At 75.7% G+C, this 21217-nt stretch carries 17 protein-coding genes; 12 read left to right on the top strand and 5 right to left on the bottom strand.

Annotation, left to right across the window (positions count from 1 at the left end):
* Nucleotides 1-5: 5 nt before the first annotated feature.
* The 4 genes from CNX65_RS19140 (at nt 6) to CNX65_RS19125 (ending at nt 5011) form a co-directional block, all read left to right on the top strand.
* On the top strand, nt 6-800 hold the full coding sequence (locus CNX65_RS19140) for a class I SAM-dependent methyltransferase (RefSeq protein WP_096494961.1): 795 nt from the start codon (nt 6-8) through the stop codon (nt 798-800).
* On the top strand, nt 797-2350 hold the full coding sequence (locus CNX65_RS19135) for a CoA transferase (RefSeq protein ID WP_096494960.1): 1554 nt from the start codon (nt 797-799) through the stop codon (nt 2348-2350). Before CNX65_RS19140 ends, CNX65_RS19135 begins: the two co-directional genes overlap by 4 nt.
* A 136-nt stretch (nt 2351-2486) precedes the next feature.
* Nucleotides 2487-2852 carry a 5-carboxymethyl-2-hydroxymuconate Delta-isomerase gene (locus tag CNX65_RS19130; RefSeq protein ID WP_096494959.1) on the top strand — a complete coding sequence of 122 codons (366 nt, stop codon included), beginning with the start codon at nt 2487-2489 and terminating at the stop codon, nt 2850-2852.
* A 1058-nt stretch (nt 2853-3910) separates the two neighbouring features.
* Nucleotides 3911-5011, top strand: a complete 1101-nt coding sequence (locus tag CNX65_RS19125) for a hypothetical protein (RefSeq protein WP_096494957.1) — start codon at nt 3911-3913, stop codon at nt 5009-5011.
* Nucleotides 5012-5092: 81 nt separating this feature from the next.
* On the opposite strand, the gene CNX65_RS19120 is transcribed toward CNX65_RS19125, so the two are convergent.
* Nucleotides 5093-6265, bottom strand: a complete 1173-nt coding sequence (locus CNX65_RS19120) for an AI-2E family transporter (RefSeq protein ID WP_096494955.1) — start codon at nt 6263-6265, stop codon at nt 5093-5095.
* Between the two features lie 228 nt (nt 6266-6493).
* Between CNX65_RS19120 and CNX65_RS37900 the strand changes: the two genes are divergently transcribed.
* From CNX65_RS37900 to CNX65_RS19100, 4 genes are all read left to right on the top strand, one after another.
* Nucleotides 6494-10171 carry an SdrD B-like domain-containing protein gene (locus CNX65_RS37900; RefSeq protein ID WP_096494953.1) on the top strand — a complete coding sequence of 1226 codons (3678 nt, stop codon included), beginning with the start codon at nt 6494-6496 and terminating at the stop codon, nt 10169-10171.
* Nucleotides 10172-10915: 744 nt separating this feature from the next.
* The gene (locus tag CNX65_RS19110) at nt 10916-11554 is read left to right on the top strand and encodes a hypothetical protein (protein WP_096494951.1); all 639 of its coding nucleotides are present in this window, start codon (nt 10916-10918) and stop codon (nt 11552-11554) included.
* Between the two features lie 141 nt (nt 11555-11695).
* Complete coding sequence (locus CNX65_RS36250; protein WP_198320507.1) at nt 11696-12613, top strand: hypothetical protein; 918 nt, start codon at nt 11696-11698, stop codon at nt 12611-12613.
* Between the two features lie 111 nt (nt 12614-12724).
* Entirely contained in the window at nt 12725-13705 is a 981-nt protein-coding gene (locus CNX65_RS19100; protein WP_096494949.1) for an aldo/keto reductase, read from the top strand.
* Nucleotides 13706-13751: 46 nt separating this feature from the next.
* Here CNX65_RS19100 and CNX65_RS19095 read toward each other — a convergent pair whose 3' ends face one another.
* Nucleotides 13752-14918, bottom strand: coding sequence for an FAD-dependent oxidoreductase (locus CNX65_RS19095; RefSeq protein ID WP_096494947.1), 1167 nt, complete (start codon nt 14916-14918; stop codon nt 13752-13754).
* Complete coding sequence (locus CNX65_RS19090; RefSeq protein ID WP_096494945.1) at nt 14915-15586, bottom strand: TetR/AcrR family transcriptional regulator; 672 nt, start codon at nt 15584-15586, stop codon at nt 14915-14917. Before CNX65_RS19090 ends, CNX65_RS19095 begins: the two co-directional genes overlap by 4 nt.
* Nucleotides 15587-15834: 248 nt before the next feature.
* Between CNX65_RS19090 and CNX65_RS19085 the strand changes: the two genes are divergently transcribed.
* From CNX65_RS19085 to CNX65_RS19070, 4 genes are read left to right on the top strand one after another with little or no spacing between them, the layout of a single operon-like run.
* The gene (locus CNX65_RS19085; RefSeq protein ID WP_096494943.1) at nt 15835-16182 is read left to right on the top strand and encodes a lycopene cyclase domain-containing protein; all 348 of its coding nucleotides are present in this window, start codon (nt 15835-15837) and stop codon (nt 16180-16182) included.
* Nucleotides 16179-16505 (top strand): lycopene cyclase domain-containing protein, encoded by a 327-nt coding sequence (locus tag CNX65_RS19080; RefSeq protein WP_096494941.1) that lies wholly within the window; start codon nt 16179-16181, stop codon nt 16503-16505. Before CNX65_RS19085 ends, CNX65_RS19080 begins: the two co-directional genes overlap by 4 nt.
* Complete coding sequence (locus CNX65_RS19075; RefSeq protein ID WP_096494939.1) at nt 16495-17187, top strand: class I SAM-dependent methyltransferase; 693 nt, start codon at nt 16495-16497, stop codon at nt 17185-17187. The genes CNX65_RS19080 and CNX65_RS19075 overlap by 11 nt, the downstream gene beginning before the upstream one ends.
* On the top strand, nt 17184-18755 hold the full coding sequence (locus tag CNX65_RS19070) for an FAD-dependent oxidoreductase (protein ID WP_096494937.1): 1572 nt from the start codon (nt 17184-17186) through the stop codon (nt 18753-18755). Before CNX65_RS19075 ends, CNX65_RS19070 begins: the two co-directional genes overlap by 4 nt.
* Nucleotides 18756-19197: 442 nt before the next feature.
* Here the strand turns inward: CNX65_RS19070 and CNX65_RS19065 are convergent, their stop codons facing one another.
* Nucleotides 19198-20175 (bottom strand): DUF5914 domain-containing protein, encoded by a 978-nt coding sequence (locus tag CNX65_RS19065; RefSeq protein ID WP_096494935.1) that lies wholly within the window; start codon nt 20173-20175, stop codon nt 19198-19200.
* Between the two features lie 65 nt (nt 20176-20240).
* Nucleotides 20241-21173 (bottom strand): phytoene/squalene synthase family protein, encoded by a 933-nt coding sequence (locus CNX65_RS19060; protein ID WP_096494933.1) that lies wholly within the window; start codon nt 21171-21173, stop codon nt 20241-20243.
* Nucleotides 21174-21217 lie beyond the last annotated feature (44 nt).

Here is a 21217-nt window from a genome sequence, read left to right as displayed (position 1 = left end):
CGGCCGTGACCGCGATCGACGCGGGACAGGTGTTCGACAACCACAGCGACCACGCCGGTGAGCAGCACCGCTGCCTGGCCGCCGCCTACGACCCGATGACCTTCACCCGGCTGGCGCTGACCGGCGTGCGCAAGGGCTGGCGGTGCCTGGAGGTCGGGGCGGGCGGCGGCAGCGTCGCGCACTGGCTGGCCAACCGGGTCGCGCCCACCGGGTCGGTGCTGGCCACCGACCTCAGGCCAGGCCACGTGCCGAGCGCGCCGGGCCTGACCGTGGTCAGGCACGACGTGGTCACCGACCCGCTGCCGGAGGGCGAGTTCGACCTGGTGCACGCGCGGCTGGTGCTGCTGCACCTGCCCGAGCGCGAGGCGGTGCTGCGCAAGCTGGTGCGCTCGCTCAAGCCCGGCGGGTGGTTGCAGCTGGACGAGCTCGACCTCACCTACGGCCCGGTGCTGCTCGCGCCGAGCCCGCGCGCCGCCGCCGTGTGCGAGAAGTTCCTGGCGGCCGAGGAGGAGGTGTTCGCGCGGGCGGGCGCGGACCCGGCCTGGGGGCGGCGTGCGGCCTCCGCGATGGCCGAGGCCGGGCTGGTCGACGTGGACCCGGCGCCCGCGCTGTTCCCGTGGCGGGCGGGCTCGCCGGGGGCGCGGTTGATCGCGCACCGCACCCGGCGCCTGCGCGACCGGCTCGTCGCGGCGGGCCTGACGGACGGGGAGCTGGCCGAGGTCCGCGAGGCCGTGGCCGACCCGGCGTTCCGGGCGACCTCGTGCGCGGTGTACTCGGTGCAGGGCAGGCGGCCCGCGTGACCGCGCTGCTGGACGCGCTGTCCTGGGCGGGGCCGGTCGACCTGCCGCTGGAGTGCGAGGCGGACGTGCAGGCCGCGTGCGGGCTCATGCACGTGCACGGGCGCGCGCTGGGCGGTCCTGCCCGGTTGGGGCTGGACTACGCCTCGGCGCTGGCGGGCGAGCTGGCCGGGCTCGCCCGGTTGGCCGTCGAGCTGTCGGTGGCGCGCGGCGGGCCGGTGCGCGGGTTCACCACGTCGGTGGCGCAGGCCGGGCTGCTCGCGGTGTCCCAGCACCTCGCGGCGGCCACCGCGTCCGACGGCGGCGCGCCGCCGGAGGTCCACGCGCCGGGTGGGCCGCCGTTCACCTCGGCGGAGGGCGTCGAGTTCGAGCTGGAGGCGCTGGACGCCGGGGTGTGGCTGCGGTTCTGGACCAGCGCGGGGGCCTCGCCCAGCGCGGTCGCCTCCGGCTGGCGGTCGTTCCTGCACCGGTCCGCCACCGCGTCGTGCCCGCTGCCCGCCGAGCTGCACGCGGTCGCCGCCGGGCACCCGCTGCCGGTGCTGCGCGCGCTCGCCGAGGACACCGGCATGACCCTGGTGCGGGTGGCGGGGCGCGGGCCGGCCGACCTGCCCGCGCACCGGGTCGCGGCGCCGGGCGGCGCGGCGCCGGGCCCGCTGGCCCCGGCCTCGGGCGGGCTCCCGCTGGACGGGCTGGTGGTGCTGGAGTCCTGCCGCCGCGTGCAGGGCTCGCTGGCCGGGGGCCTGCTGCGGATGCTCGGGGCGTCCGTGGTGCGGCTGGAACCGCCGGGCGGCGACCCGCTGCGCTTCGCGCCGCCGGTGGTCGGCGGGCCGGTAGCGCTGTCGGCGGTCGCGCTGTCGCCGGTCTCGGGAGCCACGGTCTCCGCGCCGCCGGTCTCCGGCGCTCCGGTTGCGGCGCCGCCGGGCTCCGTGCCGCCGGGCTCCGTGCCGCCCGGCTCCGTGCCGCCCGGCTCCGGGATGCCCGCCGTGTCCGCGCGGTTCCACGCCCTCAACCGGGGCAAGGGGATCGCGTTCGCCGATCTGTCCACTCCGGACGGTCGGGAGCGGGCGCTGGAGCTGGCGCGCGGCGCGGACGTGCTCCTGAACGACTGGGGGCCGGGCAGGCGGGAGCGCTGGCGGTTGGGCGCGCGGGAGTTCGCGGCGGCGCGGCCGGGGATCGTGCACGCCCACGTCTCCGGGTGGGGCGACGAGCTGGGGCCGACCCCGCCGCTGGGCACGGGCTGCGCGGTGCGGGCGCACGCCGGTGTGCCGCGTTCCCCGATGACGCTGGTGGACGTCTTCGGGGGTGTGGTGTGCGCCCGCGCCGTGCTGGACGGGCTGCTGCGGCGGGTGCGGTCGGGCAGCGGGCAGGTCGTGGCGTCGTCGCTGCGGTCGGCGGCCTCGCGGCTCAACGCGGTGTCCGGGCTGTCGGGCGGCGCGCCGTCCGTGCCGGTGTGCGAGGACCTCGCGGCGCTGGCGCGCGACCCGGCGTTCGCGCGGGCGGTGGAGTTCGACGGGTGCGCGCTGCCGGGTCCGCCGTGGGAGTTCCTGACGTGACCTCGGTTGTGGCGGTCGAGTCCGGTGAGCTGTGGCTGGCGCGCGGGCGGTGGTCGTGGTGTCGGCGGCGGTGGGCTGGTCGGCGCGTCGCCGTGCCGCGTCACGCGAACGGCCCAGTGCCGGCTAGGCTCGGGGGATGCCGCAGATCACCATCGAGTACTCCGCGTCCCTGACCGACGCCTTCGACCGGCGCGCGTTCGCCCTCGCGCTGCACCCCGTGCTCGCCGAGGTCGCGGGCAGCGACCTGGGGGCGTTCAAGACCCGCGCCTACCGCCTCGACGAGGCCGTGGTCGGCGACGGCTCCGGTGAGGCCATGGTGCACGTCCGCGTCGCCCTCCTCTCCGGCCGCGACGCCGCGACCAAGGCTGCGGTGTCCGACGCCGCGCTCGCCGTGCTCACCGGGCACCTCGCGGGGGTCGCCGGGCAGCGGGTGCAGGCGACGGTGGAGATCGCCGAACTGGACAAGGACAGCTACCGCAAGCAGGTCGTCGGCGACCTCTGACCGGCCGGGGGCGCAGCACGGGCAGTTGGGCGCGGCACGGGGCGGGTCGCCGTGGACGCGGCGCAGGGCAGCGAGGCCGCGGCACGCACGAGGCGTCGGGGCGCGGCACAGGGCTGCGAGGCCGCGGCACGGGGCGGGGCGCCGCGGCACCCCGCCCCACCCCGCCCCACCGCGGACCGACCGGCCGACGCCGCAAGCCGATGGTGTCCGCAGCGCAGGCGACTCGTCGGCCCTGGCGCGGGTTCCGCCGCGCCGCCCGGCGAAGCCCGCGCGCCGAACCACCCACGCGATCGTCCGGCGAGCCCCGCCCACGCCCGCCGCGCAACGCCCCGCCGGGCACCCCCCGCCGCCGCCCGGAACTCCCCGCCGGGGACCCCATCGCCGCCCGGAACTCCACGCCCCACCAGCGTCCCCGCCGTCCAGAACCCCCGGTCTCGCCTGCGCCGCCGGGCAGATGCGTGGTCACGCTGGCCAGCGAGGTTCCCGCCGTCGGGAACCCCCGGCCTCGCCGGTGCCGCCGGGCAGATGCGTGGTCACACTGGCCGGCGGGGTTCCCGCCGCCCGGAACTCCACGCCCCACCAGCGTCCCCGCCGTCCGGAACCCCCGGCCTCGCCTGCGCCGCTGGACAGGCGCGTGGTCACACTGGCCGGCGGGGTTCCCACCGCCCGGAACTCCGGGCCGAGTCAGGCACCGGGGCGGCGTCTCGTCCCCGCCTTCACCCGCCCCCCGGTCGCCATCCCACCCCCACCCGCCCCCGATCGGCCCAGCCCTCCCGGCAAGCGCTTTCCCATCCACGGCGAAAACCCCAGGTCACCGCGTTCTCCGCACGGCTGCGGGGAAAACTCCTTCTGCATATGATCCCGTTCTGCCCCAAAAGGGGGCATCCGAGGGTGATAATCGAGCGCATGGGTCGTCGGGGGGCGCGCTCGTTCGCAGGGACCGCACCCGCCGCCCGGTGCGCGTGCCGGGTGGCCCCGTGCTCGCGCCGGGTCCGAGGAGGGGATCGCACACGTCGAGGGGACCGCGGTTGACTTCCGCTGGGAGTGGTGACGGCAGGGTGTCCGTGTCGCTGACCGGGCCGGGCAGCCACGTGCTGGTGCGGCGGCCCGGTGTCGGGAGCCTGTCGGTGGGGCCGCCCGGCTCGGACAAGGTCGACCTGGTGGTCGGGCCCGACGACCGGGTCGACTGGACCGCGCTCGACGGGCTGGAGACCCCGGCGGGCGGGTTGTGGCCGCGCTGGGTGGACTACCGCGGCAACGACCTGTCGGTGTTCGAGTGGGCCCGCGCGCGCCGGGTGGAGGGGCTGCACTTCGAGGCCGCCTCGGACGTCGTGATCGACGCGAGCGGCTCCCGGTTCGGCTCGCTCACCGTCAACTCCGGCGGGCACTGCGTCCGCCTGCGGCTCGCGCCCGCCGAGCTGTGCCCGCGCGTCGCGCTGCAGGGCGCGCCCACCGACTTCGTGCTCGCCGCCGGTGGCGCGCTGCCGGAGCTGGCGCTGGCGCTGCCCGCCACGTCCGCCCGCGCGCTGCCCCGGCTGCCGGTGCTGGCCGACCTGACCCACCTGATGGTGTCCACCGGCCCGCTGGACGAGCCGTTCGACTGCCGCAGCCTGCTCCAGTTCCCGCGCCTGCGCTCGCTCGCCCTGTCCGGCTCGCTGGCGAACCTCGGCGCGCTGGAGGCGCTGCCGCTGCGGCAGCTCCAGATCCGCTTCTGCCCGGACCTGTCCGGGCTTCCGCCGCTGCGCTCGTTCCCCGAGCTGACCTCGTTCCTGGCGTGGAACGTGGACGCGGCCGTGGGCCGCAGGCTGCGCACCGAGCTGCGCGGCCCGATCGCGCAGCGGCTGACCGGGCACAGCGGCGTGTCGCAGCTGCGGGAGCGGCCGTGGTTCGTGGAGGAGTACGGGCTGCCGTTCGCGGGCTGGGCGCCCAGGACGGGCGCGGCGGCGACGAAGGCGTTCAAGGTGGCGTCCAAGGCGATCGGACGGGGCGGCGACGTGCGGGAGGCGGTCACCGGGTTCGTGCGCCGGGTGGGCGAGCTGCCGGGCGTGGAGACCGGGGAGCGCGAGGACGCCGCGGAGGCCGCCGTGCTGCTGGGCGAGATCGGCGGCGTCGACCGGGACACCGCGCTGGGCTGGTTCGAGGCCGTCCGCGACTTCTGAGCCCCACCGGAACCGCCGCCCGAGACCCGGAACCGCCGCAAGCGAGAGGGCCGGGCGCGCCCCGCGCACCCGGCCCCCGCGTCACTTCCCCGAGGCCGGTTCCTCCCCGGTCCTCGCCGGCGTCACCGGCACCTCGTGGTCGACGGCCTCCGGCGCGGCCTCGGCGGCGGGCGCGAGCCGGGCGTCGACCACCTCGCCCAGGTACCTGGTCACCACCGCCGCGGTCGCCACCACCGGCACCGCCAGGAACGCGCCCGCGATCCCGTACAGGCTGCTGCCCGCCGTGACCGCCAGCAGCACCACGGCCGCGTGCAGCTTCAGGCTCCGCGACTGCAGGATCGGCTGGAGCACGTTGCCCTCGATCTGCTGCACCGCCACCACGACCACCAGCATGATCACCGCGGCGGTGAACCCGTTGCTCACCAGCGCCACCAGCACCGCCATCGCCCCCGCGATGAACGCGCCCACGATCGGGATGAACCCGCCCAGGAACGTCAGCGCCGCCAGCGGGATGGCCAGCGGCACCCCGAGGAACACCAGGCCGAGCCCGATGAGCACCGCGTCGAACAGGCTCACGATGGCCTGGGTGCGGATGAAGTCGCCGAGCGTGCCCCACACCCGGTCCAGCACGACCGCCAGGTGGCCGCCCGCGCGCTCGCCGACCAGCGCGCGCAGCCACGGGATGAACCGGGGACCGTCCTTGACGAAGAAGAACGCCAGCAGCAGCGCCACCAGCCCGGTGACCACGCCGGAGGTGACCGTGCCGACCCCGGTGAGCAGGCTGTTCGCGATCGACCCGATGCTCGCCTGGAGCTGCTGCACGCCCTTCTGGATCAGCCCGTCGAACTGCCCGTCGCCCAGGTTCAGCGGCGGCCCGCTCACCCACTGCCTGGCCTGGCCGAGCGCCTCGGTGGCGCTGTCGGCGATGTCGTCGGCCCCGGACGCGATGGAGGAGCTGATCAGCGCGATCATCCCGCCGAGCACGCCGAGCCCGAGCAGCAGCACGATCGAGGCGGCCAGCGCGGGCGGGAGGCCCTTGGCGCGCAGCCAGCGGGCGGGCGGCCACAGCACCGTGGTGATCAGCAGTCCGAGCAGCACCGGCATGACCACGACCCAGAGCTTGCCGATCAGCAGCCCCAGCAGGTACGCGCCGATCGCGACCAGCGCGAGCCGGGTGCTCCACCTGGCCAGCCAGGTGACACCGTGGCCGATGGCCTGCCCCCGGTCGGTCCAACGGCGGTCAGTGGCGGACACGGCTCTCCCTCCGGATCGCGGCGCGACCACCGCGCCGCTCCTCGGGCCGATCCTGCCAGAGGGGGCGGCCGGGACGGCTCAGGCGAGCCGGTGCCCGGCCGGGTGGTGCGCACGATCACGCGACCGTCCACCCAGGTCACCCGTTCGGGGTTCCCGGCCGGTGCGAGCGGGGCCGGTGTCGGATAGTGCACTCCGGGTCCCGCCGCCGTCACACCCCGGAGTGGTCACATGCGCGCCAGCAGGTTCTCCTCCTCGGCGGCCTGCCTCGGGCTGCTCTCCGCGCTGCTGGTCGCCCTGCCGCAGCAGGCCGCGTCCGCGCCCGCCCGCGACCTGGAGCTGCTGTACTCCGCCGAGTCCTACGGCGACCTCCTGGTCGTGGGCAACGGGAACACCCGCTGCCCCGACCCCGGCGACCCGGTGGACCCGCTGGGCGGTGTCCCGATCGCGACCTGCCCCGACGCGCGGGCCGGGGGCGGCGTCGACCCGGCCCGCACCAGGGGCGCCTACTTCACCCGGTGGGCCGACGTCGACGGTGACACCTCCACGTTCGACTCCTCCTCCGCCGAGCTGACGATCCCGGACGGCGCGTTCGTCGACTACGCCCGGCTGACCTGGTCGGGCAACACCGGCACGGTGCTCCAGGCCGACTCCTCGGCCACCAGCGGCTGCGACGCCCGCCAGCAGGGCGCGGGCGTCGTGCTGCCGGAGCTGCCGCCGGAGGCGGACATCCCGGTGTCCGGCCCGGACGTGACGCCCGCGTTCCTGCGCGTGCAGGGCGTGCCCGCCGCGAACGTGTACGCCGAGGACTACACCGAGGACGACCTGGGCTCGCTGGCCCCGGGGCAGGCCCAGCTGTACTCGGCGGGCGCCGAGGTCACCTCGGTGCTGGCGGCGGCCCCGACCGGTGTGCCGCTGGCGATCGGGGTGGGCAACGTGTGGACCCCTGAGGGCTTCGGCTGCTTCGGCGGCTGGTCGCTGACCGTGGCCTACTCCTACGACGTGCCCGACACCAACGCCCCGTACAAGACCCGTGTGCAGCTGCGCAGCGGGCACGTGCGGGTCTCGCCGGGCGCGGGCCCTTACGAGGTCACCGCGCCGGGCCTGCGCACCTCGGCGCAGCGGACCCTGCTGGGGATCAGCGCGTTCGGCGGCGACCACGACCGGGCGGGCGACCGGGTGCTCGTCGACTCCGCCGCGCAGCCGGGACTGGGCGACCAGGGCAACTACTTCAGCGGCGGCGTGGACGGGGCGACCGCGCCCACCGACGCGAACACCATGGGCGCGGACGTCCACTCGTTCGTGAGCGGCGACGTGCTCACCGCCCCACCGGGCGGGACCCGTGACCTCCTGTTCCGCTTCGAGCCGGGGACCGACGACTACGTCCTCACCGACCTGGCCCTCTCCACCCCGGTGGGCACCGGTGTGGTGTCCGGGCGGGTGTTCAACGACCGCAACAACAACGGCGCCTACGAGCCGTCCGACGGGGACACCGGCATCGGGAACGTCCGCCTCACCCTGGAGCTGGACTCGCCGACCGCGCCCGCCGCCGTCCCCGAGCGGTTCACCGCCGCCGACGGCACCTACCTGTTCGACGGCCTGTCCGAGGGCTCCTACACGCTCACCGAGTTCCAGCCCGCCGACTACGCTGACGGGACCGACACGCCGGGCTTCAACGCCGTCCCCCAGGGCGACGACCGGTTCCGGATCGGGTTCCTGTCCGACCTGGACGCCTCCACCGACAACCTGTTCGCCGAGCTCGCGGGCGGCGAGCTGTCCGGGACCGTGCGGGCGGGCGGCGCGGGCGTGCCGAACGCGCTGGTGCGGCTGACCGGCGACAACGGCCTGTCCCTCGACTTCACCACCAAGGGCACCGGGGCCTACTCCTTCCCCCGGCTCCCGGCGGGCGACTACACCCTGGTGAGCACCCACCCCGGCGGCTACGCGGACGTGTCGGCCAGCGCGGGCACGGCGGGGGGAGCGGTCACCGGCCGCAACGCCGTCACGGGCATCGCGCTCGCCGCGGACCAGGTCGGGACCGACTACGACTTCCTGCTCGCCAGGGCCGCCTCGATCACCGGCCGGGTCACCGACCAGGCGGGCAACGGCATCCCGGACGTGCGGCTCGACCTGACCGGCCCGGTGGACCTGACCACGACCACGGCGGTGGACGGCGGGTTCTCCTTCAGCCCGCTGCCGCCGGGCAGCTACACCGTCACCGAGACCCAGCCCGCCGGGTACGGGCAGGGCGGGGCGACCGTCGGTGACGCGGGCGGCGTCGTGGGAGCCGACGTGATCTCCGCGATCACCCTGGTGGAGAACCAGCAGGCCATCGGCTACGTCTTCGCCGAGAGCGCCGCGTCGGTGTCCGGGACGGTGTTCGCCGACCGGAACCGCAACGGCCTGGTCGACCCGACCGAGCTGGGCCTGGACGGGGTGCTGGTCGACCTGGTCGGGCCGGGCGGCACGCGCACCACGACCACCTCGGCCGGTGGCCGGTACGCGTTCACCGCGCTGGCCGCAGGCACCTACGAGGTGGTCGAGCGCAGGCCGGTCGGGTACGCGCGCGGCGCGGTCGTGGCGGGCAGCGCGGGCGGCGCGGTCGCGGGCGACGGGGTCACCGGGATCGTGCTGGGCGCCGCGACCACCGCCACCGGCTACGACTTCGCCGAGCTGCCCGGATCGCTGGCGGGCGAGCTGTACGTGGACGCGGACGGCGACGGGGCGCGCCAGCCGGGGGAGAGCGGGGTGCCGGGGGCGCAGGTCACCCTCCTCGGCGTCGACGCCGCCGGGCAGGGCGTGACCCGCACCGCCACCACCGGCGCGGACGGCGGCTACGCGTTCCCCGACCTGCTGGCGGGCGCCTACACCGTGCTGCGCGGCCCGTGGTTCGGCTACGCGGACGGCGCGGACACCGCGGGGAGCGCCGGGGGCACGCCGGTCGCCCCGGACGCGATCTCCGGGATCGCGCTGCCCGCCGGGGCGCAGGCCGTCGGCTACCTGTTCGCGGCGCTGGTCAGCGACGTGACGGGCGTGGTGTTCCTGGACGACGACGGCGACGGCGTGCTCGATCCGGAGGAGACCGGGCGGCTCGCGGACGTGGTGGTGACCCTGGACGACGGGCTGGGCCGCCGGGTGCGCACCGCCGTCACCGGCGCGGACGGCCGGTACCTGTTCCCGGCGGTGCAGCCGGGCGACTACGTGCTCGCCGAGGAGCAGCCCGCGGGCCACGGCTCGTCCACGCCGGACCGGGTGGCGCTGACCGTGCGGCTCGGCGCGGTCGTGGACTTCGGCGAGGAGTTGGGCGCGCTCGGCGGCCTCGCCTGGCAGGACGCCGACGGCGACGGGGTGCGGGACGCGGACGAGCCGGGCGCGCCGGGGGTGGCGGTGGCGCTGGAGGGCGCCGCGACGTCGACCGGGGCGACCGGGCCGGACGGGCGCTACGACTTCCGGGACCTGGCCCCCGGTTCCTACCGGGTGCGCATCACCCCGCCCGCGGGGACGCGCGTGCGGGTCGGGTCCGCGTTCGACCCGGTGACGCTGACCAGCGGGGACCTGGTGGTCCAGGTGGTCGGGGCGGACATCACCCAGCGCGCCGACCTGGACGCCGCGCTCGTGCCGGTGGAGCAGCCCGTCGACCCGCCGGTTGACCCGCAGCCGCCGGTGGACCCGCCGACGTCCCCCGGTCCGGCGGAACCGGTCGCGCCGCCCGCCCAGGGGCCGCTGGTGGGCGAGGCTGGGCCCGCTGTCGACGCGCCGCCGCCCGCCCAGGGGCAGGAGCCCGGTCGGGGACCGGGGCAGGCGCTGGCCGGGACCGGGGCGCGCGGGGTGCTCCCGCTGCTCGCGCTGAGCGCGTCCGCGCTGCTCGCGGGCCTGGTGCTGGCGCTGCGCGCCCGCCGCCGCGCCTGAGCCCGCCCCGCCGTCCCGAGCGCAAGGGACCTGGGTCCCGGTCGATCGGGACCGTCGTCCCCTCACGCCGCGCGCCCCCGAGGGGCAGCATTGGCCGTGCGGCACCGGAGAGGGGCGGGGCGGACGGGGTCCGCCAGGCGCCCGGCCCTCTCGGCGACGGGGCCGGTCGGAGCGGTGCGCGCCGGGTTCGGGGGCAGGGCCCGAACGCGGTGGCGGGCACCCTCCCGTGAGGGAGCGGAAGGGCGGGCGCCCGCGGTGGCGTCGCGGGCGGCCCCGCCCTCCGCCGTCCCTTTCCCCGGCTGTCCCGGTAATGCCGTCCCGACCTTTGCGGGAATCGTCCCCGAGCGGGAAAACCGACCCAGGGTGTGGGGGTCGTCACCGGCGGTGCGCGAATTGCGCGGGAACGCCGAAGGCCGTTCCGCCGTCACAGGGGGGAACGAGGGGACGCGAGGGCGTCGAACCCCGTGCCACCCACTGCAGGGCGGGAGCAGCACCGTGGACCAGAACCAGAACGGCTATCCGGGAGCCCAGGGCGGACACCCCGGTAATCAGGGCGGACACCCTGGCGGCCAGGGCCATCCCGGAGCGCAAGGCGCTTATCCGGGCGGCCAACCCGGATATCCGGGCGCGCAGGGCGGATTCCCCCAGGGCGGATTCCCCGGCGCGCAGCCGGGCGGATTTCCCCAGGCCTTTCCGGCGGGCGGCTACCAGGGGCAGTACGGCGGCTACCCCGGCGGCGGGGGAGTGCCGCCGAAGAAGCGCAACGGCGCGGCCCTCGCGGTCGGGATCGTCGTGGCCGTGCTGCTGCTCGGCGGGCTCGGCTGGGGCGTCTTCGCGCTCACCGGCGACGACTCCCCGGACACCGCGTCCCCGGCGGCGGCCAGCGCCACGACCTCGTCGAGCGCCGCGCCCGACAGCTCCAGCGCGAGCCCGACCACCCGCAGGTCCAGCACCAGCGCCACGCCGAGGGGCGACTGGAGCAGCATCAAGGCCGGGGCGTGCGTCAAGGCCACCACGGTCGCCGGGCAGATGGAGCTGACCGAGGGCGCCTGCGACCCGACCAAGACGAACTTCCTGGTCGGCAAGGTCGTCGTGGACGGGACCTGCGAGGCCGCTTACACGACGGTGTGGCGCGCCGAGGGCGCCGAGCGCACCGACTACTGCCTGATCCCGAACCTGGTCATCGGCGAGTGCTACGACACCGGCGCGGGCCCGCTGGACGTGCCCGTCGCGCAGCCGTGCACCGGCGCGGACGCGAACCTGCGGAAGGTCACCGAGTTCGTGAAGGACACCCAGGACCACAGCAAGTGCAACGTCCAGGGCGCCTACTCGTACTTCACGTTCCCGCAGCCCCAGCTGGTCATCTGCCTGGTCAAGCCGTAGTCGCCGCGCGGAGCGTGCGGTCGACGTCACGGGAAACGCCCCGGCTTTTTCCGGCGAAAGCGCAGTGCGGGGTCGGGCGCGCCTATAGCGTGCGCCCGTCCAGCCTTTCCACGGGCAGCACCGGTCACAACGAAGGTCCCCATGAGCACACCCCAGCCCCCGCACGACCAGGGCGGTCATCCCGGCGGAGCCCCCGGCAACGGGCAATACGGGCAGCAGTTCCCCGAGAACGGGCACTACGGACAGCCCGCTGCCCAGTACGGTCAGCCCGCCCCTCACTACGGGCAGCCCGATCCGCAGTACGGACAGCCCACCCCTCAATACGGGCAGCCCGATCCCCAGTACGGTCAGCCCGCACCCCAGTACGGACAGCCCGCCCCCGGTTTCGGCCCCCCGCCGCACCCGAATTACGCGATGATGCCGCCGGGTGGTGTTCCGCCGCAGAAGAAGGGGTTGCCGAAGGCGCTCTCGGCCGTCCTCAGCGTGCTGATGATCCTCGGTGTGGGCATCGGCGTCCGCCTGGTCGCGCGGAGCCTGTTCTCCGACTCGGACTCCACGTCCACCGCGTCGACGCCGCTGACCGGGACCCAGACCCCCGAGGTCAGCGTGGCCCCGGTCAAGCAGAAGTGGGCGGCGACCATCAAGGCCGGGATGTGCGTGCACGCCACCGAGGCGGGCGGCGAGCTGTCGATGACGGAGCGGGGCTGCGAGGCCCCGGACGCGAACTACACCGTCGGCAAGGTGTCGACCATCAAGTGCGACATCCTGGACCAGTCGCACTACCAGGTGCTGACGGAGACCGACTCCTTCACCAAGTTCACCACCAACTTCTGCCTGGTGCCCAACCTCGTCGTCGGCAAGTGCTACAACGCCGACCCCGACGTCTCGGTGGAGGCGTACCCGACGCCGGTGTCCTGCACCGACACCTCGGTCCCGGAGCGGGTGAAGCTGACCTCCGTCGTCAAGGGGAGCACGGACTCCGCCAAGTGCGACCCGGAGAGCGACAGCAGCTACCAGTTCACCGAGCCCCAGCAGCTGTTCTGCCTGGCCACGCAGTGATCGCGCGCGCCGCCGGGGCCGCTCGGCCCTGACGGCCGCCGCGAACCTCCCTAGGGTGGGTCCGGGGCGGGGCAACCCCCGTCCCGGACCCACACTGGAGGACTGCGACCCGTGCGGCACGTGAAGCTCGGCAGCACCGGACTGGACGTCTCGCCCCTGTCCCTGGGGTGCATGACCTACGGCGAGCCCGACCGGGGCAACCACACCTGGACGCTCCCCGAGGAGCCCAGCCGGGAGCTGATCAAGCAGGCGCTCGAGGCGGGCGTCAACTTCTTCGACACCGCGAACGTCTACTCCGACGGCTCCAGCGAGGAGATCCTCGGCCGGGCCCTGCGCGACTTCGCCTCGCGCGAGGAGGTCGTCGTCGCGACCAAGGTGCACGGCCGGATGCGGCCCGGCCCGAACGGCGGCGGGCTGTCCCGCAAGGCGATCCTGACCGAGATCGACGCCAGCCTCACCCGGCTCGGCACCGACCACGTCGACCTCTACCAGATCCACCGGCTGGACCGCTCGGTCCCGCTGGAGGAGACCCTGGAGGCGCTGCACGACCTGGTGCGGGCGGGCAAGGTCCGCTACCTGGGCGCCTCGTCGATGCACGCCTGGGAGTTCGCCAAGGCGCTGTACACCCAGAAGGCGAACGGGTGGGCGCGGTTCGCCTCGATGCAGAACCACTACAACCTGCTCAGCCGCGAGGAGGAGCGGGAGATGCTGCCGCTGTGCGCGGACGCCGGGGTCGGGGTGATCCCGTGGAGCCCGCTGGCGCGCGGCAAGCTGACCCGCGACTGGGAGGCGACGACCGAGCGCTCGAGCACCGACCGGTTCGGCTCGACGCTGTACCGGGTGGAGGAGAGCGACCGGCGGATCGTCTCGGCGGTGGGCGAGGTGGCCGCCGCGCGCGGGGTGTCCAGGGCGCAGGTGGCGCTGGCGTGGGTGTCGCGCAACCCGGTGGTGACCGCGCCGATCGTGGGGGTGCGGACCTCGGAGCAGCTGGTGGACGCGGTGGCGTCGCTGGAGCTGGAGCTGACCGACGACGAGGTGGCCTCGCTGGAGGCCGCGTACACGCCCAGGGCCAACGAGGGCATCCACCTCTGAGCCCGGTCCCGGACCCCGCGCCGGCGCGCGGGGTCCGGGGGTGCGCTCAGGCGGGGGTCCCGGCGAAGCCCCGCATCACCGAGACCAGGGCGTCCGGGCCCGACGGCTCGAAGCACGCCTCCAGCCCGGCCGCCGACATCGCCGCCGCGGCCTCGGCGCGCGGGAACATCGCCGCCTCGTAGGCCGCGAGCGCCGCCTCGACGTCGCCGGGGTGGGCGAGCAGCGCCGCGCCCAGCTCCGCCCCGTCCAGCATCGCCAGGTTCGCGCCCTCGCCCGCGAACGGCGACATCAGGTGCGCCGCGTCGCCGAGGAGGGTGACGCCGGGGGTGCGCGGCCAGCGGTGCCCCCGCGGCAGGGCGTGGATCGGTCTCGGGACCAGCGGCGCGGGCGCCTCGGTGATCAGCGCGCGCAGGGCCGGGTGCCAGTCGGCGAAGTGCCGCAGCAGCTCGGACCTGGCCGCCTCGGCGTCGGTGAAGTCGATCGAGCCCAGCCAGTCCGGGCCGATCCGCAGCGCCGCGTACGCGTGCAGCGCGCCCGTGCCGTCCCGGTGGGCGAGGAAGCCGCGCTCGTCGCCCAGCGCGAACATCCCGCCGGGGCCCGCCAGCTCGGCGATCGCGGGGTGGCGCCCCGCGACGTCCGGCAGGGTCAGCTCCACGAACGACACCCCGGTGTACTCCGGGACCGCCGGGGACAGCAGCGGGCGGACCCGCGACCACGCGCCGTCCGCGCCGACCAGCAGGTCGGTGGTCAGCTCGTGGCCGTCGGCGAACACCACCCGGTGCCGCCCGCCCGCGAGCGGGTGGACCGCCACGGCCTTCGACCCCCACCGCACGTCGCCGCCCGCCGCGTCCAGCAGGACGCGCCGCAGGTCGCCGCGCGCGATCTCGGGGCGGCCGTTGCCGCCGTCGTCGCTCAGCCGCGTGACGCCGTGCCGGTCGAGCACGCGGGTCGCGTCGCCGCCCTCGTGGACCGCCGCGCGGAAGGCGTCGAACGCGCCCGCCGCCCGCAGCGCGACCTGCCCGGAGTCCTCGTGCACGTCCAGCACCCCGCCCTGGTCCCGCGAGGTGGGGGAGGCGTCCAGGTCGTGGACGGCGGCGTTGACGCCGTTGCGGCGCAGCACGGCGGCCAGCGCCAGGCCGCCGAGGCCCGCGCCGAGGACGGTGATCTCGTGGTGCTCGTTCTTCGGGTGCTCGTTCTTCGGGTGCTCGGTCACGGGGTGCTCTCCCTGGGGGTGCTGGCGGCTCCGGCGACCAGCGCGGCGAACGCCCAGTTCAGGCGGTCGGGCCCGGCGCCGGAGAGCAGGTGGTCGCCCGCTCGGGCGATGTGCGGGTGGGTGGCGGGGTCGGCGGTGCGCACGACCTCGGACAGCGCGGCCCACTGCTCGGCGTCGTCGGCGCCGGGCTCGGAGTGCTCGGCCGCCGTGGCGGTGGCCAGTTGCAGCAGCACGTCGACCGCCCAGGCGGCCCGGTCCACGGGGACGCCGCCCTCGTGCAGCAGGCCGAGGACCGAGTCGACCAGCGCGACGTAGTTCGGCCCGTGCGGGCGGCTGACCAGCGCGGACCTGGCCAGGCCGGGGTGGGCGAACAGGACGCGGGTGTAGGAGGACAGCAGGCCGGTGAGCCGGTCCAGCCAGGGGCCCGCGCCTGCGGGGCGGTCGACCTCGCCGAGCAGGGTGTCGAGCACGGCGGCGTGCAGCTCGCCGGTGTTGCGGACGTAGACGTAGAGCGAGGCGGGCCCGGTGTCCAGCTCGGCGGCGAGCCTGCGCATGGTGACCTTGTCGAGCCCTTCGGCGCGCAGGACGCCGACGGCGGTGGCGATGATGCCGTCACGGGTGAGGGCGGGCTTGGCCGGGCGCTCCCGGCGGCTCGGGCGGGTGGTCATGGGGGAAGTATGACGAACATGTTCGTTGCGAACAAGTACGTGACGAACGTGTTCGTCGACACTGCGGGGGGAGGTCGGGGCGCCGCGGACCGGTCGTCCGGGGCGTCGGAACGGGCCGGGGGTCGCGCCACCCCGCGGCCCGTCGGACCTCAATCGTCCACAAAGGACGATCAGGTCCCGGTTGCCGTGCGGGCCCCGCCGCCCGGCCATACGGTGGGGGTTCCCACCGAGATCCGGGAGGACGGCCGATGGCGGACCGCTGGCACTACCTGCTCGTGCTGCTCACCTGCCTGCTGGTCACCGCGCCACTGGAAGCGCTGGGCCGGGGCGTGTACCGCAGGGCCGACGACCTGGTCCGGGCGATCGGCCCGGTCGTCGTGGTGTTCGGGGTCTGGGACCTGGTCGCCATCGCGCGCGGCCACTGGGACTTCAACACCCGCTTCACCACCGGCGTCGTCCTGCCCGGCGGGGTGCCGGTGGAGGAGCTGCTGTTCTTCGTCGTCATCCCGCTCTGCTCCGTCCTCACCTACGAGGCGGTGCAGGGCACGGCCGCCCTCCTCGGCGGGCGGCGGCGCGAGCTGGAGGCGGTGCGGTGAGGGAGTACCTGATCGCCTCGGCGGCCTCGGTGCCGCTGACCGCGCTGCTGGAGCTGCTGGTGCTGCGCACCGGGTTGTTCCGCAAGCGCGCCTACTGGATCACCATGGCGGTCGTCCTCGGGTTCCAGGTCCCGGTGGACGGCTGGCTCACCAAGCTCGACGCGCCGATCGTGGTCTACGCCGACTGGGCGGCCAGCGGTCTGCGCTTCCCCTGGGACATCCCGGTCGAGGACTTCCTGTTCGGCTTCTCGATGGTCACGGTCACGCTCCTGCTGTGGGAGCGGGCCCGCGCGAGGAAAACGGAGCACGTGGATGCGCGTTGATCAGGTGCCGGTCGCGTTCGACGCGGCGGCGCGCGGTTACGACGGCCTGGTCGGGATGAACCCCGGCTACCACCGGGACCTGCGGCAGGCCGCCGCGAGGTTGCGGATCCCCGATCGCGGCAGGGGAGCGCGGCTGCTCGACCTGGGCTGCGGCACGGGCGCGTCCACGGCGGCGCTGCTGTCGGTCGCGCCCGAGGCGGAGATCACCGGGGTGGACGCCTCGGCGGGCATGATCGCGCGGGCGCGGGCCAAGGACTGGCCCGAGTCGGTGCGGTTCGTCAACGCCCGCGCCGAGGACCTGGCCGAGGAGGGCCCGTTCGACGGGATCCTCGCCGCCTACCTGGTGCGCAACCTCGCCGAGCCCGATCCGGTGCTGCGCAGCGTCTTCGACCTGCTCAAGCCCGGCGCCGCGTTCGTCGCCCACGACTACTCGGTGCGCGACTCGTGGGCGGGCGCGGCGGTGTGGACGGCGGTGTGCTGGTCGGTGATCATCCCGGCGGGCGCGGTGGTCACCCGCGACCCGAAGCTCTACACCTACCTGTGGCGCAGCGCGCTGCGCTTCGACGGGGCCGGCCGGTTCCGGGACCGCTTGCGCCGCACCGGGTTCACCGCCGTCTCCAGCACCACCGCCGGTGGCTGGCAGCGGGGGGTCGCGCACACCTTCCGGGGCGTGCGGGCGTGACGCGGGACCGCAGGGCGCGCAGGCTCCCCGGCCCGCGCGGCACGGCGGTCGCGTCCGGCGAGCCGCCCGTGGTCGTGGTGGTCGGCGGCGGCATCGCCGGGCTGTCGGCCGCGACGGTGCTGTCCGAGCGCGGCGTGCGGGTGGTGGTGTGCGAGCGTGAGGACTACCTGGGCGGCCGGGTCGGCGGCTGGCCGACCGAGCTGGCGGACGGCAGCCGGGTGACGATGACGCGCGGGTTCCACGCGTTCTTCCGGCAGTACTACAACCTGCGCTCGCTGCTGGGCCGGGTCGACCCGACCGGGTCCGCGCTGGTGGCGATGCCGGACTACCCGCTGTGGCACGCGGGCGGGCACCGCGAGGGCTTCGCCGGGCTGCCGCGCAGCACGCCGTGGAACGCCGCCGGTTTCCTGCTGCGCAGCCCCACGTTCCGCTGGCGCGACCTGCCCGGCGTGGACGCGCGGGCCGCGCTGCCGCTGCTGGACGTGTCGGTGCCGCGCACCTACCACGAGCTCGACCACCTGGACGCGGCGGGTTACCTGGAGCGCCTGCGCTTCCCGGAGGCCGCGCACGCCCTGGCGTTCGAGGTGTTCTCCCGCAGCTTCTTCGCCCACCCCAGCAGGATGTCGGCGGCGGAGCTGGCCACGATGTTCCACATCTACTTCCTCGGCTCGGCCGAGGGCCTGCTGTTCGACGTGGCCGCGGACCCGTTCCCGCACGGGCTGTGGGACCCGCTGGCCCGCCGGATCACCGCGCGCGGCGGCGAGGTCCGCACCGGCTGCGCGGTCGAGTCGGTGCGACCGGGCGGGCCGCGCCGGTTCGCCGTGCGCGCGGGCGGCGAGGAGCTGCACGCGGACGCGGTGGTGCTGGCGCTGGACGTGGGCGGGCTCAAGTCGGTGGTGTCCGGCTCCCGGCTCGGCAGCGCGAAGTGGCGCGACCGGGTCGCCGCGCTGGAGAGCGCGCCGCCGTTCCTGGTGTCCCGGTACTGGCTGGACCGGCCGGTGTGGCCGGACCGGCCGGGGTTCCTGGGCACCAGCGGGTACGGGGCGCTGGACAACGTGACGGTGCTCAACTCCTACGAGCACGAGGCGCGGGCGTGGGCGGCGCGCACCGGCGGGTCCGTCGTGGAGCTGCACGGCTACTCGCTGCCGCCCGGCGTCGACGAGGAGGGCGCGCGGCGGGGGCTGCTGGAGCAGCTGCGGGTGGTGTACCCGGAGACGCGGGAGGCGCGGGTGGTGGACGAGCGGCACGAGCTGCGCGCGGACTGCCCGCTGTTCCCGCCGGGCGGGTTCGCGCGCAGGCCGGGTGTGCGCACCCCGGACGACTTCCTCGTGCTGGCCGGGGACCTGGTGCGGATCGACCTGCCGGTGGCGCTGATGGAACGGGCCGCCACCACCGGGTTCGCCGCGGCGAACCTGCTGCTGGAGCGGTGGGGGATCGCCGGGCAGGACCTGTGGACGGTGCCGCTGCGCGGGCGCGGACCGGTGCTGCGGCGCGTCGCGAGGAGGTGGGGGCGCAGTCCGGGGCCGGGCGAGGACGACGCGGTCCGCCCGGTGCTGCACACGGCCTGAGCGCGGACCGGGCGACGCGCGGCAGGGCTGACGTGCGGCAGGGCTGACGCGCGGCACGACCGAGGCGCGGCAGGGCCGACGCCTTGCACGGCTGGCGCACGGCAGGGCTGACGCACGGTAGGGCCGACGTCTGGCACGGTCGATGCGCGGTAGGGCCGACGTCCGGCGCAACCGGCGCGCGGTAGGGCCGACGTCCGGCGCAACCGGCGCGCGGCAGGGCCGACATCCGGCACATCCGGTGCCCGGCAGGACTGACGCCTGGCGCGACCGGCGCCCGGCACGACCGGCGCCCGGCAGGGCTGACGCGCGGCACGGCCAGCGCGCGGCAGGCCGGTGCCCGGCCCCGCCGACGCGCGACACGGCCGGGCCCAACCCGCCCCGGTGCGCGGAAAGGGCTTCCTCCCGTTGGGGAAAGCCCTTTCCGCCCGCCGCCGCTCCCGGTTCAGCCGGGGAACAAGCCCTTGCTGCGCAAGGCGTAGCGCCGCTCCGCGTAGTCGAGGTCGTCGCGCCACAACCGCGCGGCGGCCATCCGCATCAGCGGTCGGATCACCGGCGCGACCGTGCGGGCCACCCCGAAGCCGGACCGGTCCGAGTGCGCGATCGTCGCCTCCACCACGGCCGTGCGGGCCGCGCCGTCGCGGCCGGGCGACAGCGGCGTCGCGTGCGTCTCCACGACGCTGCCCGAGCCCTCGCCCTCCACGATGTGCATCACGATCGTCCTGGGCTCCGGGCAGCTGAACGCGGCGATCACCGGCACCCCGACCTTGCCCGCGACCTTGAACGTCACCTCGACCAGGAACCGGTCCTGCTCCTCGGTCGGCGTCTCCAGCACGGACAGGTTCGCGAACGAGTACGGGTGGAACCACGCGCCGTGCCAGGGGTCCAGCCGGTTCGCGATCACGTCGTCCGGCTCGCAGCGCCCGACCAGGGTCGCCACCGCGTCCACGAACGGCGCGGGCGGGCGCTCCGGCAGCACCGGCTCGGGCAGCGGCTCCTCGCCGCCGAGCGCGTCCAGCCGCACCCACACCAGCACCCCGTCGTCGTGCGCCGGGTACGGGCTCCAGCCGCCGAACTTCCCGCTCCCGAGCGCGAGGCCGTGCCAGCGGCACACCACCTTGCCCGCGTGCACCGCCCCGTCGCACAGCGGCGCGCCCAGGTGCGGGCAGGACCCCGGCCCCGCCAGCAGCCCGCCGTCCTCGCCGCGCCACAGCACCACCTCGGTCCCGCCGATCGACCGGCCGAACGGGCGGTCCGCGGTGATCTCGCGGCTCGCGCCCACCACGTACCAGTTGCCGGACGGGCGGGCGGTGGCCCGCTTGAGCGCGGCCTCGATCAGCGCGGGCTTCGCGTCGCGCCAGGTCGGCTCCTGCTCGGGCCACGGGCGCGCGCTGAAGCGGCGCAGCGGCATCCGGTAGGGCATCGGCACCTCCTCCAGGTCAGGTCTGACTTCAGGGTGGAACAGGACTCTCAGGACCGGCGGCCCCCTCAGGCCGACCGCGCCACCGCCGCCTTGGCCAGCGCGGGCAGCGCGATCGCCAGCCGCCGCCCGGTGGACACCACGACCCGCCGGGACAGCACGTCGTAGTCCGCGTCCTCGATCAGGTCCAGGATGCGCCCGTACAGCCGGTACGCGGTCGCCACGCACGGCCGCGAGCGCGGGGCCAGCATCGCGATGCCCGGCTCGGCCTGCCGGTACACCGACCGGGCCCGCGCGACCTGGTGCGCCAGCGCCTTGCGCACCCTCGGGTCGGTGCGGTCGCGGCGGCGCGCCCACTCCAGCAGCTCCCGGTCAACGCCGAACGCGGCCAGCTCGTCCAGCGGCAGGTACACCCGCCCCCGGTCCAGGTCCTCGCCGACGTCGCGCAGGAAGTTGGTCAGCTGGAACGCCACGCCCAGCGCCGCCGCCGCGGGCTCCGCCTCGGCGCGCGGCACGACCGTGCCCAGCACCGGCAGCACCTGCAGGCCGATCACGGCGGCCGAGCCGTGCACGTACTCGGCGAGGTCGTCGTAGGTGGCGTAGTCGGCGACGGTCAGGTCCATCCGCATCGAGTGCAGGAAGTCGGTGAAGTGGGCCCGGTCGATGTCGTAGCGGCGGGCGGTGTCCACCACGGCCGCCACCACCGGGTGCTCGCTGCGCCCGGCGTCGAGCCCCTCCGTCAGCGCCCGGTCCACTTCGGACAGTCCCGCCGCCCGCTCGCGCGCGGTGCGGCCGTCGTGCACCTCGTCGACCACGTCGTCGGCCCAGCGGGCGAAGCCGTAGAGGGCGTGCACGGCGGGCCGCTGCTCGCGGTGGAGCAGCCGGGTCGCCAGGTAGTAGGTGCGCCCGTGCTCGGCGTTCAGCTCCCGGCAGCGCCGGTAGGCGTCGCGCAGCAGCGGGTCTCGCACGTCGGCGGCGTCGAGTTCTCGGTCGACGGACATGGTGGGGACGGGTCCTTCCGCGGGGGTGGAGCGCCTGGCGGGCG

Source organism: Actinosynnema pretiosum, from assembly GCF_002354875.1.
GTDB lineage: Bacteria > Actinomycetota > Actinomycetes > Mycobacteriales > Pseudonocardiaceae > Actinosynnema > Actinosynnema auranticum.
The sequence above is the reverse complement of the archived record's forward strand: the minus strand, read 5'-3'. Positions and strand labels throughout refer to the sequence as shown.

Bases quoted from the DNA above. Each gene is read 5' to 3' on its own strand.
- CNX65_RS19130 (WP_096494959.1), top strand. From the start codon at position 2,487: ATGCCGCAGATCACCATCGAGTACTCCGCGTCCCTGACCGACGCCTTC.
- CNX65_RS37900 (WP_096494953.1), top strand. From the start codon at position 6,494: ATGCGCGCCAGCAGGTTCTCCTCCTCGGCGGCCTGCCTCGGGCTGCTC.
- CNX65_RS36250 (WP_198320507.1), top strand. From the start codon at position 11,696: ATGAGCACACCCCAGCCCCCGCACGACCAGGGCGGTCATCCCGGCGGA.
- CNX65_RS19090 (WP_096494945.1), bottom strand. From the start codon at position 15,586: ATGACCACCCGCCCGAGCCGCCGGGAGCGCCCGGCCAAGCCCGCCCTC.
- CNX65_RS19085 (WP_096494943.1), top strand. From the start codon at position 15,835: ATGGCGGACCGCTGGCACTACCTGCTCGTGCTGCTCACCTGCCTGCTG.
- CNX65_RS19075 (WP_096494939.1), top strand. From the start codon at position 16,495: ATGCGCGTTGATCAGGTGCCGGTCGCGTTCGACGCGGCGGCGCGCGGT.
- CNX65_RS19065 (WP_096494935.1), bottom strand. From the start codon at position 20,175: ATGCCCTACCGGATGCCGCTGCGCCGCTTCAGCGCGCGCCCGTGGCCC.
- CNX65_RS19060 (WP_096494933.1), bottom strand. From the start codon at position 21,173: ATGTCCGTCGACCGAGAACTCGACGCCGCCGACGTGCGAGACCCGCTG.